14 protein-coding genes are annotated in these 16,385 nt (G+C 71.3%); 12 read left to right on the forward strand and 2 right to left on the reverse strand.

Annotated features, from left to right (window positions below):
• Positions 1-56 precede the first annotated feature (56 nt).
• The 3 genes from chvE (at position 57) to mmsB (ending at position 4,065) form a co-directional block, all read left to right on the forward strand.
• A complete protein-coding gene (gene chvE / locus M8C17_RS27485; RefSeq protein ID WP_252419464.1) occupies positions 57-1,199 on the forward strand; it encodes a multiple monosaccharide ABC transporter substrate-binding protein in 1,143 nt (380 codons plus the stop codon).
• 80 nt (positions 1,200-1,279) lie between these two features.
• Entirely contained in the window at positions 1,280-2,818 is a 1,539-nt protein-coding gene (mmsA, locus tag M8C17_RS27490) for a multiple monosaccharide ABC transporter ATP-binding protein (RefSeq protein ID WP_252419465.1), read from the forward strand.
• Positions 2,815-4,065, forward strand: a complete 1,251-nt coding sequence (mmsB, locus tag M8C17_RS27495; protein ID WP_252419466.1) for a multiple monosaccharide ABC transporter permease — start codon at positions 2,815-2,817, stop codon at positions 4,063-4,065. The genes mmsA and mmsB overlap by 4 nt, the downstream gene beginning before the upstream one ends.
• A gap of 93 nt (positions 4,066-4,158) precedes the next feature.
• On the opposite strand, the gene M8C17_RS27500 is transcribed toward mmsB, so the two are convergent.
• Entirely contained in the window at positions 4,159-5,535 is a 1,377-nt protein-coding gene (locus M8C17_RS27500) for a DNRLRE domain-containing protein (protein WP_252419467.1), read from the reverse strand.
• A 222-nt stretch (positions 5,536-5,757) separates the two neighbouring features.
• Here M8C17_RS27500 and M8C17_RS27505 point away from each other — a divergent pair, with 222 nt between their 5' ends.
• The 9 genes from M8C17_RS27505 to M8C17_RS27545 all read left to right on the forward strand — a co-directional run bounded on the left by M8C17_RS27505 (position 5,758) and on the right by M8C17_RS27545 (position 15,747).
• Positions 5,758-7,038, forward strand: a complete 1,281-nt coding sequence (locus M8C17_RS27505; protein WP_308209594.1) for an MFS transporter — start codon at positions 5,758-5,760, stop codon at positions 7,036-7,038.
• On the forward strand, positions 7,035-8,021 hold the full coding sequence (locus M8C17_RS27510) for a hypothetical protein (RefSeq protein WP_252419469.1): 987 nt from the start codon (positions 7,035-7,037) through the stop codon (positions 8,019-8,021). Before M8C17_RS27505 ends, M8C17_RS27510 begins: the two co-directional genes overlap by 4 nt.
• A 139-nt stretch (positions 8,022-8,160) precedes the next feature.
• On the forward strand, positions 8,161-9,687 hold the full coding sequence (locus M8C17_RS27515; protein ID WP_252419470.1) for an alkaline phosphatase: 1,527 nt from the start codon (positions 8,161-8,163) through the stop codon (positions 9,685-9,687).
• A gap of 14 nt (positions 9,688-9,701) precedes the next feature.
• Positions 9,702-11,024: a hypothetical protein gene (locus M8C17_RS27520; RefSeq protein ID WP_252419471.1), complete on the forward strand. Its 1,323-nt coding sequence runs from the start codon at positions 9,702-9,704 to the stop codon at positions 11,022-11,024.
• A 127-nt stretch (positions 11,025-11,151) separates the two neighbouring features.
• Positions 11,152-11,565: a septal ring lytic transglycosylase RlpA family protein gene (locus M8C17_RS27525; RefSeq protein WP_252419472.1), complete on the forward strand. Its 414-nt coding sequence runs from the start codon at positions 11,152-11,154 to the stop codon at positions 11,563-11,565.
• A gap of 15 nt (positions 11,566-11,580) precedes the next feature.
• The gene (locus tag M8C17_RS27530) at positions 11,581-12,177 is read left to right on the forward strand and encodes a cell wall protein (protein ID WP_252419473.1); all 597 of its coding nucleotides are present in this window, start codon (positions 11,581-11,583) and stop codon (positions 12,175-12,177) included.
• A 79-nt stretch (positions 12,178-12,256) separates the two neighbouring features.
• Complete coding sequence (locus M8C17_RS27535; RefSeq protein WP_252419474.1) at positions 12,257-13,123, forward strand: MauE/DoxX family redox-associated membrane protein; 867 nt, start codon at positions 12,257-12,259, stop codon at positions 13,121-13,123.
• Positions 13,124-13,151: 28 nt separating this feature from the next.
• Complete coding sequence (locus tag M8C17_RS27540; RefSeq protein WP_252419475.1) at positions 13,152-14,321, forward strand: peptidoglycan DD-metalloendopeptidase family protein; 1,170 nt, start codon at positions 13,152-13,154, stop codon at positions 14,319-14,321.
• A 37-nt stretch (positions 14,322-14,358) separates the two neighbouring features.
• Positions 14,359-15,747, forward strand: a complete 1,389-nt coding sequence (locus M8C17_RS27545) for an N-acetylmuramoyl-L-alanine amidase (RefSeq protein ID WP_252419476.1) — start codon at positions 14,359-14,361, stop codon at positions 15,745-15,747.
• A gap of 14 nt (positions 15,748-15,761) precedes the next feature.
• Here the strand turns inward: M8C17_RS27545 and M8C17_RS27550 are convergent, their stop codons facing one another.
• On the reverse strand, positions 15,762-16,334 hold the full coding sequence (locus tag M8C17_RS27550) for a TetR/AcrR family transcriptional regulator (protein ID WP_252419477.1): 573 nt from the start codon (positions 16,332-16,334) through the stop codon (positions 15,762-15,764).
• Positions 16,335-16,385 lie beyond the last annotated feature (51 nt).

A 16,385-nucleotide genomic window follows, 5' to 3' on the forward strand; every position in this document is an offset into this window, starting at 1 on the left:
CCGAAAGGTGACGGTTGGCCCCGGCGGTCGGCCGCGAGTCCAGAGAGGAGAGTCCCGTGGGCAGGAGATTCCTGGTCGCTCTCGGTGGCGCGGTGTTGGCGCTGAGCCTGGCGGCGTGCAGCGGCGAGGGTGCGGGCGGCGGCGGTGACACCAGCGGGGACAAGCCCGGAGACCTGACCATCGGTGTCTCGATGCCGACCCAGACCTCCGAGCGGTGGATCGCCGACGGCAACGCCGTCAAGCAGAAGCTGGAGGCGAAGGGCTACAAGGTCGACCTCCAGTACGCGGGCGACGACATTCCCACCCAGTCACAGCAGGTCGACCAGATGATCACCCAGGGCGCCGACGTCCTGGTCATCGCGGCGATCGACGGCACGGCGCTCAGCGGCCAGTTGCAGGCCGCCGCCGACGCGAAGATCCCGGTCATCGCGTACGACCGGCTGATCCGTGGCAGCAAGAACGTCGACTTCTACGTCAGCTTCGACAACTACAAGGTCGGCGTCGCCCAGGCCACCGGGCTGCTCGTCGGTCTCGGCCTGCAGAACAAGGACGGCTCGAAGGGTACGGCGAAGGGGCCGTTCAACGTCGAACTCTTCGCCGGCTCCCTCGACGACAACAACACCCAGTACTTCTTCGGCGGGGCCATGGACACGCTGAAGCCGTTCTTCGACAACGGCACGCTGCGGGTCAAGTCGCGCCAGACCACCGCCGAGCAGACGGCCATCCTGCGGTGGCAGCAGGAGACCGCGCAGAAGCGGATGGAGGACCTGCTCACCTCCAGCTACAACGACGGCGCCCGGGTCGACGGCGTGCTGTCGCCGTACGACGGCATCTCCCGGGGCATCATCACCGCCCTGCAGAACGCCGGCTACGGCAGCGCGGGCAAGAAGATCCCCGTGGTGACCGGTCAGGACGCCGAGATCGCCTCGATCAAGCTGATCAACGACGGTGTGCAGAGTTCCACGGTCTTCAAGGACACCCGCCTGCTGGCCGACCAGGCCGTGAACGCCGCCGAGGCGTTCCTGCAGGACAAGCAGCCGCAGGCCAACGACACGCAGACGTACAACAACGGCGTCAAGGTCGTGCCGGCGTACCTGCTGCCGATCGCGACGGTCTACAAGGACGACATCAAGGCCACGCTGATCGACTCCGGCTACTGGACGGCGGAAGAGGTCGCCGCCGGTCAGGCCAAGAAGTAAGCCGTCCGCCGGGCTCGGCGTCCATCGCCGAGCCCGGCGCCCTGGCGTACCGCGTCCGTACCTGACAGAGGACAGTGACCATGGACGACACGATCCTCGAGATGCGTCGCATCACGAAGACCTTCCCCGGTGTGACCGCGCTGGAGGACGTCACCCTCTCGGTGCGCCGGGGGGAGATCCACGCCATCTGTGGCGAGAACGGCGCCGGCAAGTCGACCCTGATGAAGGTGCTGTCCGGCGTCCATCCGACCGGCTCGTACGACGGCGAGATCCTGTTCGACGGCAAGCCGGTGCAGTTCCGCGGCATCCGCGACAGCGAGGCCAACGGCATCGTCATCATCCACCAGGAGCTGGCCCTGGTGCCGCACCTGTCGATCGCCGAGAACATCTTCCTCGGCAACGAACGGCGCGGCCGCAGTGGGCTCATCGACTGGAACCGGGCCAACGCCGAGGCGGCGCAACTGCTGGCGTCCGTCGGGCTGCGCGAGAACCCGGTCACCCCGGTCATCCAGCTCGGCGTCGGCAAGCAACAGCTCGTGGAGATCGCCAAGGCGTTGTCGAAGAAGGTGCGCCTGCTCATCCTGGACGAGCCGACGGCGGCCCTCAACGACATCGACTCGGCTCACCTGCTCGACCTGTTGCGGCAGCTCAGGGACCGGGGCATCACCTGCATCATGATCTCGCACAAGCTCAACGAGATCACCGCGATCGCCGACTCGACCACCGTCATCCGCGACGGTCGCGCGGTGGAGACCCTCGACATGCGCGCCGACGACGTGACCCAGCAGCGGATCATCCGGGGCATGGTCGGGCGCGACCTGGACAGCTTCTACCCCGACCGGGTGTCGTCACCCGGCGAGGAGGTGCTCCGGATCGAGGACTGGACCGTGCGGCACCCCGTGCAGGACCGGATGGTCGTCGAGGGCGTCGGCCTGTCCGTCCGCGCCGGTGAGGTCGTGGGCATCGCCGGACTCATGGGCGCCGGGCGCACCGAGCTGGCGATGAGCGTCTTCGGCCGGTCGTACGGGCGCCACATCAGGGGTCGGCTGTTCGTGCGCGGACGGGAGGTGCACGCGGGCACCGTCGCGGAGGCGATCGACAACGGCATCGCGTACGTCACCGAGGACCGCAAGCGGTACGGCCTCAACCTCATCGACGACGTCCGCCGCAACGTCTCCGCCGCCGCCCTGGACCGGCTGTCCCGACTGGGCTGGGTGAACGGCAACGAGGAGATCAAGGTCGCCGAGGCGAGCCGGCGGGAGATGAACATCCGGGCGCCCAGCGTCATGGCGGTGGTCGGAAAGCTGTCCGGCGGCAACCAGCAGAAGGTGGTGCTGTCGAAGTGGCTGTTCACCGACCCGGACGTGCTGATCCTGGACGAGCCGACCCGCGGGATCGACGTCGGCGCCAAGTACGAGATCTACACGATCATCAACCGGCTGGTGGCCGAGGGTAAGGCGGTGATCGTCATCTCCTCCGAGCTGCCGGAGCTGCTCGGGATGTGCGACCGCGTCTACACCCTCGCCGCCGGTCGGATCACCGGCGAGATGCCGGTCGGCGAGGCGACCCAGGAGAGCCTCATGGAGCTGATGACCAAGGACAAGGAGCTCGTCGGATGACCAGCATCAAGACCCCCTCGACGGAGCGCCCGACGCCCCCGGACAGCACACCCGCCGCGGCCCTGCACACCGGGACGAGCGACCTGCGGGCCCTGGTGCTGAACAACCTGCGGCAGAGCGGGATCTACGTCGCCCTGGTCGTCATCGTCGCGCTCTTCGCGATCCTGACCGACGGGGTGTCGCTGAGCCCCGGCAACATCACCAACATCGTCCTCCAGTACTCGTACATCCTGGTGCTCGCGATCGGGATGGTCATCCTGATCATCGGCGGGCACATCGACCTGTCGGTGGGGTCGGTGGTCGCGCTGACCGGGGCGGTGTCCGCCGTCCTGGTGATCCAACAGGGCTACCCGTGGTGGGTCGGCGTCCTGGCCGCGCTGGCCGTCGGCGTCGCGGTCGGGGCCTGGCACGGCTTCTGGGTGGCGTACGCCGGCATCCCGGCGTTCATCGTGACCCTCGCCGGGATGCTGCTGTTCCGTGGCCTCACCCTGCGGGTGCTCGACAACATCTCGCTGTCGCCGTTCCCTGCCGAGTACCAGCGCGTGGCGGCGGGATTCCTCAACGGACTGCTCGGGGGTCAGGGCTTCGACGCGTTCACGCTGCTGATCGGCGCCGTCGCCGTGGCCGGGTACGCGGTGAGCGGCTTCCGCACCCGGGTCGCGCGCATCCGCTACCAGCAGCCCGTCGAGTCGTTCCCGCTGTTCGTCGCCCGGGTCGCCGTGGTCGGCGCGGTCATCATGTACTTCGCCTGGCAGTTGGCGCACGCCCGTGGGCTGCCGATCGTGCTGATCATCCTGGCGGTCCTCGTGCTGGTCTACGGTCTGCTCACCCGGCGCACCGTCTTCGGCCGTCAGGTCTACGCCATCGGCGGCAACCTGTCGGCGGCGGCGCTGTCGGGGGTGAAGGTCCGCACCGTCAACTTCTGGATGTTCGTCAACATGGGTTTCCTGGCGGCGGTGGCCGGCGTCATCTACTCCTCCCGGTCCAACGGTGCCCAACCGGCTGCCGGCAACATGTTCGAGCTGGACGCGATCGCCGCCGCGTTCATCGGCGGCGCGGCCGTCACCGGTGGGGTGGGCACCGTGGTGGGCGCGATGGTCGGTGGCCTGATCATGGCGGTGATGAGCAACGGCATGCAGCTGATGGGCGTCGACCAGTCGACGCAGTCGGTGGTGAAGGGCCTGGTCCTGCTCGTCGCCGTGGCCTTCGACGTCTACAACAAGCGCCGCGCAGGCACGGCCCGCTGAGGCTGAGCCTCGTCCACTGAGCCCGCCTGTCGAGCTGCCCCGCATCCGGGGCAGCTCGACAGGGTTTTCAGGCAGGGCCGTCGGGCGGGCGGATCAGTGGCAGTTGCCGGTGCCGCTGTCGTTGTAGGTCTGCCCGGCGACCGGCACGAACTGCCAGTTGTAGCTGCTGGCGTGCAGGGTGAACTTCAGGACCCCGTACGCCGAGCTGTTGCGGGCCTCGCTGTTGGGCTGGATGGTGCCGAAGCTGTAGTGGCTCGCACCGCCCATCCCGGCGACGAAGCTGCGCATGCCCCGGCTGGCGTCGGCGCCTCCGGCCGGGTTCATCGGGGCGAACCGCTCGTACACGTGGTTGTGCCCCCACACCACGACATCGGCGTTGTTGTCGTAGAGCGCCTGGTACAGCGGGCGCGTCGACGTCGACGGCGCGTGGTTGGAGCTGGACGTGAACAGCGGGTGGTGCCAGTAGGCCAGCGTGCACGGCTTGCTGCTGGCCGCGAGGTCCGTCCGCAGCCACTGCTCCTGCGCGGAGCCGGCCGACATGCTGATGTTCGAGTTCAGCGACACGATGTGCCAGTTGCCGAGGTCGTAGGAGTAGTAGCCCCGGCCGCTCGGGCCGGCGGACGTACCGAAGTAGTTGTAGTAGGGGGTCGCGCCGGAGGTGTTGTAGTCGTGGTTGCCCGGCGACGGACGGGTGCGTGCCTTGTGCCGGCCCCAGGTGGGCTCGTAGTAGCTGGCGAACTCGGCCGCGGTGCCGTTGTCGTAGACGTTGTCGCCGGTGGTGAAGACCGTTCCCGGGATGGAGTCCAGCAGCGCCGCGGTGGCGGTGTCGCCGGAGCCGGAGTTGGCGATGTCACCGACGCCGACGAGGACCGGGTCCCCGGACGGCGGCGGCGTCGTCCCGGTCGTGACCACCAACTGCGGGGCGTCCGCGCCACTCTCGCGCGTGTCGTAGTAGGCGCCGTCGCCGCTGGCGGAGGTCGCACCGAAGCTGTACGTGCCGTTGCCGCCGACCGCGGTCGTGACGTCGATCTCGTACCAGGTGTTGCCGCTGACGGCGCCGATCGTGCCGAGTGTGGCCCCGTCGATGGCCGGCTGGTTGTTCCAGGTGGTGCCGGTCTCCGACCAGGTGGTGTTGGACATCCGCCGGAAAGTGCCACCGGCGTCACTGCCGCTGTTGCCGCTGATGGTGCGTAGCCGCAGCTTCGCGCTGGTGACCGTGCCGCTGACGCCGCTCACCGTGAAGCGCAGGAACGTCCGCCGGACCGGGGAGTTGTCGACCACGACCTGCGTCGACGTGCCGTAGTTGGTGGACGCGGTGTCGTTCTGCACGTAGGTGTCGGCGACCGGCGTGAACGTCACGCTCGCCGCCGAGGCCACGCCCGAGCCGGTCAGGACGACGGCGGCGGTGGCGGCGACCAGCACCGCGACCGCCCCCAGCGCCACCGACGGGCGGGGAATTCGAGTGTCCATCCAGGAGCCCTTCTCTTGCGGGTGGAGAGCGCAAGGAATGTAGGAAGGTCGATGGGCCGGCGCACTACGAACACATGAACAGTACGCTCAGGCAGCGAAACATCTCGATGTTTTCGCCCTGTTCATCCGCCGCATTCCTGCCTGCCACCCACGGTCCCTTGTCTCTCGTCCGGTTAGTCCGGACGATGGCTGACCGTCAGCCCCCGATCCGAGGAGATGCTCGTGTACCTGTCGACCGTCTCCCGACCCGCGGCGGACCCACCCGCCGGCGGCCGACCCGGCCGACGGCTCGCGCTGGTCAGCGGCAACGTCGTGGCCCTGGGCACGGTCAGCCTGATCACCGACGTGTCGGCCGAGATGGTGACGGCGATCCTTCCGCTGTACCTGGTGCTGGGCCTGCAACTCAGCCCGGTGGCCTTCGGTGTGCTCGACGGCGTGCACACCGGCGCGACCGCGCTGCTGCGGGTCGTCGGCGGCTTCGTCGCCGACCGGTTCCAGCGGCGCAAGCTCGTCGCCGGTGTCGGCTACGCGCTCTCGGCGGTAGCCAAGCTCGGGCTGCTGCTCGCCGGCCGGTCGGTGCCGATGATCGGTGCGGTCATCGCCGTCGACCGCCTCGGCAAGGGTGTGCGCAGCGCACCGCGCGACGCGCTGATCACCCTCTCCACGCCACCGGAGTCGCTGGGCCGGGCGTTCGGCGTACACCGGGCGATGGACAGCGTCGGCGCGTTCCTCGGGCCGCTGGCCGCGTTCGCGGTCCTGCTGGCCGTCGGCCAGTCCTACGACGCGGTCTTCGTCACCAGCTTCTGCGTCGCCGCCCTCGCCCTCGTGGTGCTCGTGCTCTTCGTCCGGGAGCGCCCGGCCGGCGGGCCGGTGGACAGCCCCGACCAACCGAGGGTCTCCGTCCGCGAGGCGTTCGGTCTGCTGCGCAGCCGGCACGCGCGCCGTCTGGTCCTGGCCGCGGCGCTGCTCGGGCTCGCCACCATCGGGGACGGTTTCGTCTACCTGCTGCTGCAGCGCCGGGAGGACCTCGGTCTGCGCTGGTTCCCGCTGCTCGCGGTGGGAACCAGCCTGGCCTACCTGGTGCTGGCCGCGCCGCTGGGCGTGCTGGCCGACCGGATCGGCCGCCTCCCCGTGGTGGTCGGTGGGTACGCGGCCCTCGGCGCCACGTACCTGCTGCTGGCCGGCCCGGTCCACGGCTGGCCGCTGCTCGTGCTGACGCTGACGCTGTACGGCACGTTCTACGCGGCCACCGACGGCGTTCTCATCGCGCTCGCCGGGCCGGTTCTGCCGCCGCGGCTGCGTACCACCGGCATCGCGCTCGTCCAGACCGGGCAGGCGCTGGCGTACCTCGTCTCCTCGGTGCTGTTCGGCCTCGCCTGGCAGGCGTGGGGCCCGGAGAACGCGATCCGGGCCGCGGCGGCGGTCGTCGCCGGCGTCCTCGTCGTCACGCTGCTCCTGCTGGCCTCCCCGTCCCGTCCCGTCACCCGGAAGGTGCCCCGATGACCGCGCTGTCGACCCGAGCGAAGCTGGGCGTGGTGGCCGCTTCGGCGGTGCTGCTGGGTGCCGTCGCGGCCGGCTACGCCGCCACGGCCGCGGAGCCGGCCCGCACGCCGCCGCCCGCCGCGACCGGCGACCAGGCGGTCACCCTGACGCCCGGCCCGCGCCTGCTGGCGATCACCGACCGGCACGTCTCCTCCGTCGCCACGGCCGACCCCACCGGTCCGCGCTCCGTGTCCGGCCTGGAATGCCTCCGGGTGTACGCGGCCGCCGGCACCGGTGTCTGCCTGAAGCCGGACACGCCCTGGACGTACCAGGTCGTCGTGCTCGACGCCGCGCTGCACCCGACGCGGACGCTCAGCGTGCCCGGCCTGCCCAACCGGGCCCGGGTCTCGGCCTCCGGTCGGATGGTCTCCTGGACGACGTTCGTCGGTGGCGACTCCTACACCAGCGGCGGCTTCTCCACCCGCACCGGGATCATCGACACCGTCACCGGCGCCACGGTGACCTCGCTCGAGGAGTTCACGATCAAGCGGGACGGCCGGGCCTACCGCAACCCCGACGTCAACTACTGGGGCGTCACCTTCACCGCCGACGACAACGTCTTCTACGCGACGATGTCGACCGGGGGTAAGCGGTACCTCGTCCGGGGCGACGTCGCGAGCCGCGCCGTCGAGACGGTGAAGGAGAACGTCGAGTGCCCGTCGCTGTCGCCCGACGGCACCCGGATCGCCTTCAAGGAGGCGATCGGCGCCGACCCCGCGAAGGGCTGGCGGTTGTCGGTCCTCGACCTGGCCACGATGCGGGTGACGGCGACGGCGGAGACGACCAGCGTCGACGACCAGGCCGCCTGGCTGGACAACGGCACGTTGGCCTACACGCTGCGCCAGAGTGACGGCCGGCCCGACGTCTGGGCCGTTGCGGCGGACGGGTCCGGCGCGCCGAGACTGGTGCTGCCCGGCGCCGAGTCACCGTCCCCGCTCGCCTGACGGCTTCGGTCCTAAGTGGACTCCGGACGGTCCGTCGGGGGATAGGACACCTGACCGCCTTGGTGCGGACAGCATCGCGTCATGTCGGATTCGGCACCGAACCCATCGCCGTTCATCGACGTCTCGCAGGGTGTTGACCATGACAAGGCTGAGTCGTCGCATCTTCGTCCTCGGTGGACTTGCCGCCGCCGGCGCCGCGGTAACACCCTGGCAGGGTGCCCAGGCCGCGGTGCCGTATCCCTTCAAACTCGGTGTCGCCTCCGGTGATCCGGCGCCCGACAGCGTCGTCCTCTGGACCCGGCTGGCACCCTCGCCGCTCAACGCCGACGGACAGGGCGGCATGGCCAACGCCGACGTGACCGTCGAATGGCAGGTGTCGACCAACGACCGGTTCTCCTCGCTGGTCTCCTCGGGCTCGGTGGTCGCCCGCTACGCCGACGCGCACTCGGTGCACGCGATCGCCGGCGGACTCGCCGCCGACTCCGACTACTACTACCGCTTCCGGGCCCAGGGCCACATCTCCCCGGTCGGGCGTACGCGAACCGCACCCGCGCCCGGCACCTTCGGCCGCGACCTGGTGATGGCCTTCGCCTCCTGCGCCCACTACGAGGCCGGCTACTACACCGCGTACCGGCGGATGGCCGAGGAGAACCCCGGTCTGATCCTGCACCTCGGCGACTACATCTACGAGGGCGGCGTCAACACCTCCGCCGTGCGGCAGCACGTCGGCGCCGAGATCGTGTCGCTGGCGGACTACCGCCGCCGGTACGCGCTCTACAAGTCGGACCCGGACCTGCAGGCGGCGCACGCGGCGGCCCCCTGGCTGGTGGTGCCGGACGACCACGAGGTGGAGAACAACTACGCCACCATGGTCCGCGCCGACAGCAGTCCGACGCTGACCGCGGCGCAGTGGACCGCCCGGCGGACGGCGGCGTACCGCGCCTACTACGAGAACATGCCGCTGCGGCCGGCGTCCGCGGCCAACGGCAACAGCATCCCGCTGTACCGCCGGATCCGGTGGGGTCAGCTCGCCACCTTCCACATGCTCGACACCCGGCAGTTCCGCGACGACCAGGCGTGCGGTGACGGCTGGAAGGTCTGCGCCGACGCGGACCTGACCTCCCGGTCGCTGACCGGCGCAGCGCAGGAGACCTGGCTGCTTGACGGGCTGGCACAGCACTACGGCACCTGGGACATCCTCGGCCAGCAGGTCTTCTTCGCCCGGCAGTTCGAGGCGAGCGGAGCGGCGAGCATGGACTCCTGGGACGGTTACCGGGCCTCCCGCAGTCGGATCCAGACCGGCTGGCAGCAGCGCGGGGTGCGTAACCCCCTGGTCCTCACCGGCGACGTGCACAAGTCGTGGGCCAACGAGCTCAAGGCCGACTACGCGAACCCGTCCTCGGCCACCATCGGCACCGAGCTGGTCTGCACCTCGATCGCCACCGGCGGGAACGGCAGCGCCACCACCACCATCCCGAACGCGGCCACCAACCCGCACCTGAGGTTCTACTCCGACCGGCGCGGCTACGTGCGTACCACGATCAGCCGCAGCCAGGTCCGCGCGGACTTCCGCGCGGTGAGCACGGTGACCGAGCACGGGGCGGCGGCGTCCACGGTGCGCTCGTTCGTCATCCTCGACGGCCAGCCCGGCCTGCAGGCCGGGTAGAAGGAGAGCCCACCATGACCGCGATCACGACACTGCTCGTCACGTCCGTGCTGCTCCCGGGCGTCGTCACGGGCGTCGCCGCGCCGACCGCCATGACCGCCGAGGCGGTCGTTTGGACCACGGCGAACAGCGCCGCCACCGGTGACCAGGACCTGCCCGGCATCGCCATGAACCGCAACGGTCACGTCGCGGTGGTCTGGGAGGACGACCGCGACAGCACCGCTCCCGAGGACGACACCCACAGCGAGATCTTCCTGCGCCTGTTCCGTGACGGCACCCCCGGCTACGAGCTGAAGCTCTCCGGCGGTGGCACCAGTGGGGCCGCCTGGCGCCACGTCAGCCCCGACGTCGGCCTCGACGACCGGGGCAACGCCGTGGTGGTCTGGGCCGCCGACGGTGACGGCAACGGCGTCTACAACATCCAGTACCGGGTGGTGTCGCCGACCGGGACGGTGCTCGGGTCGGGGCAGGCCAACGCCAGCGACGCGGGGCAGCAGATCTTTCCGAAGGTCGCCGTCGACCCGGACGGCGCGCCCACCAACGCCGCCGCCGTGGGGTTCACGGTGGTCTGGGAGGACGTCCAGGGGACCGCCCCGGCCACCGTCAGGGCCGCCGGCTTCACCGCCGCCACCACCAAGGCGTACGAGGTGACGGCCTCGCAGACCACGGGTAGCCACCACCGCCCCGACGTGGCGGTGTCCGCCGCCGGCGAGGCCCTGGTGGTCTGGGACGAGGACGCCGACGCGAACGGCTCGTACAACATCGGGTTGACCCGTCTGGCGCGGTCCACCGGCGCGGTGGTGCTGTCGCGGCGGACGGCCAACGTGCAGAGCGGCGGGCAGCAGCAACGCGCCTCGGTGGCGGCGAGCTTCGCCGGTGACTTCACGGTCGGCTGGGAGTCCGACCACACCGGTACGCGCGGCGTCTGGGCGCGCTCGTTCACCGTCACCGGCACGGCACGGCACGACGAGGTGCAGGTCTCCACCGGTACGGGAGCTACCGCGCCCGGCGTCGGTGTCGACGACCAGGACAACGTGGTGGTGGGGTGGACGGTCGCGGGCGCCAACCCGGACGTCTGGGTGCGGGGCCTCAACCCGGACGGCACGTCCACCGGCCGGCTGGCGGCCCAGGCGTTGAGCCAGACCACGACCGGTCGGCAGGAACAGCTGGCCGTCGCCGCCTCCCCGTGGGGCGAGGTGAGTGTCTGCTACACGGACGACAACGACGGCAACTCGTTCGACCAGGTGCTCCTCGGCCTCGGGGCCACGAACTCCACCTGGCTGATGTCCGCCGACGAGCTGCGTCGCCTCAAGGCGCGGGCGGTGGCTGCGGGCTGAGCCGCCCGTCGGTGCGCGTGTAGAAAACTTTCGTTGCGGCCGGTTGACTTCGACGATTTGTGCCACAACAATCACCGTCAATATTTACATCCGTCTCTTTCGTTCTCCTGCTCGGAAAGGAGGCACCATGGCAGCTCTGCGAGGCGAGGTGTCCTGGTTCTGCTGCGGCAGCGCCTGGGGTCCCTGCGGCACAGCCGGCGGCGGCGCCTGCGGCACCTGCAGCTCAGGCAACTACCAGCACGCCTGGCCGAACACCTCGGACGCGTGCCTGGCCATCACCCGACCCGACCGGTGCGGGGTGACCGGGATGACCCGGCGCGGCTGCGGCTTCCGGCACTACACCACCAACCTGTGCAACGGCGCCCGGGTCGGCACCACGATCGCCGACTGCGGGCCGCAGACCGACCTGTTCTGCGGCGAGCGCACCTGCTGCGGCTCCGCCTGCGGCAGCAACCGGATCATCGATCTGACGCCCGCCGCGTACAGCGCGATCGCCAGTCTCTCCGCCGGGCTGCGGCCCTGCTCGGTCGACACGGTCTGAACGGAGGGTGCCACCATGAACCAGACCCTGGACCGCCGGCGTCTGCTCGCCACCGCCGCGCTCGGCGGCGTGGTCGGGGCCACCGGCCTCGGCTCGCTCGCCCCCGAGGCGGCCTTCGCCGCCGAGCCCGCGACCATCGAACCCGGCGCGCCGGACCCGAACTTCGCCGAGGGCCGGATCAGCAGGATCTCCGGCAGCATGCTGCTCGTCACGGGCTCGGACACCGTGCTGCACTCGATCCGGATCACCGACGGCACGAGCATCTGGAAGCTGCACCCGACCACGTTCGACAAGGTGACCGTCGGCGACGGGCTCTACGCCCGCGGCGTCCGTCTGCCCGACGGCACGCTCGCCGCCGACTCCGTCTGGCTCAACATCGTCAACCTGCACGGGCACATCGCCGCCGTCGGCCGCAACGTGCTGCACCTCGACCACCAGGGCCGGCGGATCGTCGCGCACGTCGTGCCGGACCGGTCCGCCGCCGTCTACAACGGCACCCCGGCGGTCAGCGACCTATCGCTGCTCCGCGTCGGCCGGCACGTCCAGGTGCTCGGCGCCTGGCATCCGGACACCAACGAGATCGACATCGCCACCGTCTACGCCGCCGCCTAGCAACGGCCGCCGGGCGGCGCGACCCGCACCCACGCGTCGCCCGGAGTGTCACCCGCCGGCACACCCGAGGGGAGAAACGATGATCGACGTGATCGCGGCTGTCCAGCCGCTGGTCGTGGGCGTGGTGCTGATCTGGTCCGCCCGCGTCAAGCTGGCCAGCCCGCACGCCGCAGCGGCCGCCAACCGGTCCGCACTCGTCCGGCTGCTCGGGCAGCACCGGGCGCTGCCCGCGTACCGGCTGCTGGGCGGCGTCGAGCTGACCCTCGGCGCGCTGCTCCTGCTGCCACCCGTGCTGCGCGCGGAGGCGCTGGCCGCGACGGGGCTGGCCGTGGCCTTCCTCGGCTACCTCGCGTACGCCCGCCGCGCCGCACCAACCTCCTCCTGCGGCTGCCTGAGCGCCCGGGCGACGCCGGTCTCCGGGCGCAGCCTGGCCCGGGCCGGGTTGCTCGCGGTGGCGGGCGGGCTGGCCCTGCTGGCCACCGGCGGTTGGCCGACCGCGGTGGCCGGGCACCCGGTGGCCGGCGGCGCCGTACTGGTCGTCGAGTTGGCCGCGGTGGTGGCGCTCTCCCCGGAACTGGACCAGGTCTGGCTGCTGCCGCTGCGCCGCCTGCGGGCCCGGCTGACGCATCCGCTGCGTGGCGGCTCCGGCGTACCGCTGCTCGCCACCGTGCAGCAACTCCAGCTCAGCGACGCCTACCGGAGGGTGGCACCGCTGCTCCGCTCCGACGTTCGGGAGCACTGGGACGAGGGCGACTGGCGCTTCGTCGGGCACGCCGCGCGCTACCAGGGCCGGCTGGTGACGGCGGTGTTCGCCGTGCCGCTGGCCGACCGTGAGCCCGACCGGGTGCGGGTCGCCGTGGTCGACGACGCCACCGGGCAGACCCTGCTCAACCTCACCGGCGCACGGCCCGCCAGTGGTCCCCGGCTCTCCATTGCCCCGGTCTGAAACCCACACCAGGAAGGCGAGGACCACGATGAGGCACGCTCGACGATGGACCGGTGGCGCAGCCGCCGCCTTGCTGACGGTCACGAGCCTGATCGGGGCGGCGCCCAGCGCCGCCGCGCCGGCGGCCGACGCTCCCACGCTCACCGACGCGGTGACCGCCAAACTACTCGGCTCGGCCGAGGCACCCACCGCCCTCGCCGAACGGGACACCCGGGTCACCGTCAGCCGCACCGACGGCCGATGGGCGTTCGGCACCGCCGTCGCCCTCGCACCCCGGCAGGAGGACGCGCACCCCACCGGGTCGATCTTCATCGCCCGTGCCGACCGGGCCGGGTGGCGGGTCGCCTTCGACGGCGAGGCCGCCTTCGCGGACCTGGCCGCCGAGTCACCCCTGGTGGCGGGACGGGAGAGGAGCGTGCTCACCACCACCCCGACCCCGATGTACGCGGGCGGGGACTACCGGACCGGGATGGCCCTGCCGTTCGCGGTGGGCCAGACGTGGACGCTCACCAGCGGCCCGCACGGCTGGGGCGGGAGCGAGTCGCCGTACAGCTCGATCGACCTGGCCGGCGGCGACCAGGTGGTCCGCGCGGCACGGGCCGGCGCGGCGTACACGATGTGCCAGGGCTGGATCCGCGTCATCCACGACCGGGGCTACTCGACCGACTACTACCACCTGTGGAACAGCATCTCCGTCAACGGCGCCAGCGTCGGTCAGGGTGCCGCCCTGGGCAACACCGGCACGGACGTCACCTGCGGCGGCGCCGCCTACGGTCGGCACGTCCACTTCGGGCTGCGGCAGAACAGCGCGTACGTGCCGATCGCCGGTCACGACATCGGCAAGTGGGTGCTGGCCAACGGTGCCGCCGCGTACCAGGGTGGTGCTCGGCACGGGTCGGCCTGGGCCGGTGCGGGGGCGGGTCTGTACAACTACGGCGCGCTCGGCTTCACCCAGGCGGTGGTCGACGCGAACGGCGGTGGGGCACTGACCCGCCGCGCCGGCCCCGGGACGGGCTACGGATCGCTCGGCTCCCTGGGCGACGGCGCCACCGTCTCCGTCTCCTGTTCCGCCAACGGCACCGCACACACCGGCCGCTACGGCACCACCGCGCTCTGGGACCGGCTGAGCGACGGCAGTTGGGTGTCCGACGCCTACCTGTGGACGGGTGTGAACGGTCCGATCAACGGCTGGTGCTGACGCGCCGACCCGACCCCATCCATCGCAAGGAGTGGCAATGACCGTACGAACCTCCCGCCGGGGTCGGCTCCTGCTCGGCGGACTGCTCACCCTGACCACAGCCCTGGCCGGTTCCGCCGCCACGGGGTCGCCGGCGGCCGCCGCCCCGACCGGTACGCCGGCGTCGTCCGGCCCGCTGGCCGCCGCGTTCGACACCGCCGCCACGCGGTACGACGTCCCCCGCGACCTGCTGATGGCACTCGGGTACGCCGAGTCGCGCCTGGACCCGAAGGCCGGTACGCCCAGCGCGGGCGGCGGGTACGGGATCATGCACCTGGCGAGCAACACGCAGGTGCACACCCTGGAGGAGGCGGCCGGCCTCACCCGCCTGACCCCGACCGTGCTGCGGGCCGAGCCTGCCGCGAACATCCTCGGGGCGGCCGCCGTGCTGCGCTCGTACGCCGACCAGGCCGGCCTCACCGCCGCGGCCCGTGACGACGTGAACGGCTGGTACGCACCGGTCGCCCGGTACGGCGGTGCCACCGACCCGTCGGTGGCGCGACTCTACGCGGACACCGTCTACGACCTGCTGCGCACCGGGTTCACCTCGGCGCGCGGCGAGGCGGTGGCCGCCCGACCGGTCGCGCCCCGGCGCGGCGGCCTGGAGCGGGCCGCCGTGCTCGGCGGGATCGGCACTCTCAGCACCGACTACGGGCCGGCCGCCTGGGCGCCGGCCAGCACCAGCAACTACACGGTGGCCAGCCGACCGGGCAGCCACCCCGTCAACCGCATCGTCATCCACATGACGCAGGGTTCGTACGCCGGCTCCATCAGCTGGTTCCAGAACCCGGCGGCAAAGGTCAGCGCGCACTACACCTTCCGGTCCTCCGACGGGGCCGTCACCCAGTCGGTGCGAGAGAAGGACATCGCCCACCACGCCGGCAACTGGACCTACAACACCCAGTCGATCGGCATCGAGCACGAGGGGTACGTCGACAACCCCGCCTGGTTCACCGACGCGATGTACCGCGCCTCGGCGGCGCTCGCCCGCAGCCTCACCACCAGGTACGGCATCCCGAGGGACCGGGCGCACATCATCGGGCACGTCGAGGTGCCCGGCGCCACCCACACCGACCCGGGCCCGAACTGGAACTGGACCTACTACCTGCAACTGGTGAACGGAGTCACCGGCATCGGCTCCGGCACCGTCAACACCGAGTCGGCCAACCTCAACGTGCGGTCCGGGCCGGGCGCCAGCTACCCGATCGTCGGCTCGGTCGCCGACGGCGCCACGGTCTCCGTCTACTGCCAGGCGGTCGGGAGCACGGTCACCGGCCCGTACGGCACGACGAGCATCTGGAACCGGATCGGCACCAACCGCTACGTCTCCGACGCCTTCGTCCTGACCGGCTACGACGGGTACATCCCGAACGTGCCCCGCTGCTGACGGCGCGGCGGCCGTCAACCGAAGAGCAGGTCGAGGTGGGCATCCAGCGCCGCCAAGGCCTGCTCGGCGGTGTACTGCCCGCCCAGCAGATAGATGCCGAGCCCTTCCATGAGCGCCAGCAGCCCGGCCGCGGCCGCGGCGGCGTCGGCGTGTCGAGCGGGCAGGGCGCTGGCGACGAACTCGGTCAGCTGCGTGGTGTCCGCGCGCAGGCTGGAAGCGGCCGCCGGCCGCACCGCGGTGTAGGCGAAATACGCCAGCGCCACCCGCCCGTCGTCGCGGGTCCCCTCGTCCAGCGGCAACAGCGCGGCGATCATCGTGCGCAGCAGGAGCCGGGGGGAGGGGTCCGCGCCCAGCCGCGCCATCGCCTCGGTGACCCGGATCTGACCGCGCTCGCGGACCACCGCCAACGCGAACGCCATCATCTCGTCCTTGGTGCGGAAGTAGTGCTGCACCATCCCGGCGGACACGCCGGCCTCGGCAGCCACGTGACGGAGGCTGACAGCCTCCAGGCCCTGGTCCGCGGCGACCCGCATCAACGCGTCCGCGATGAGGGTGCGCCGCTCCTGGTGATCGACCTTCTTGGGCATGACCTCGATCGTTTCACAGTGGGTGGCCCGGACAGTCCGCCGACGGGCGGC

Source organism: Micromonospora sp. RHAY321 (genome assembly GCF_023896955.1).
Lineage (GTDB): Bacteria > Actinomycetota > Actinomycetes > Mycobacteriales > Micromonosporaceae > Micromonospora.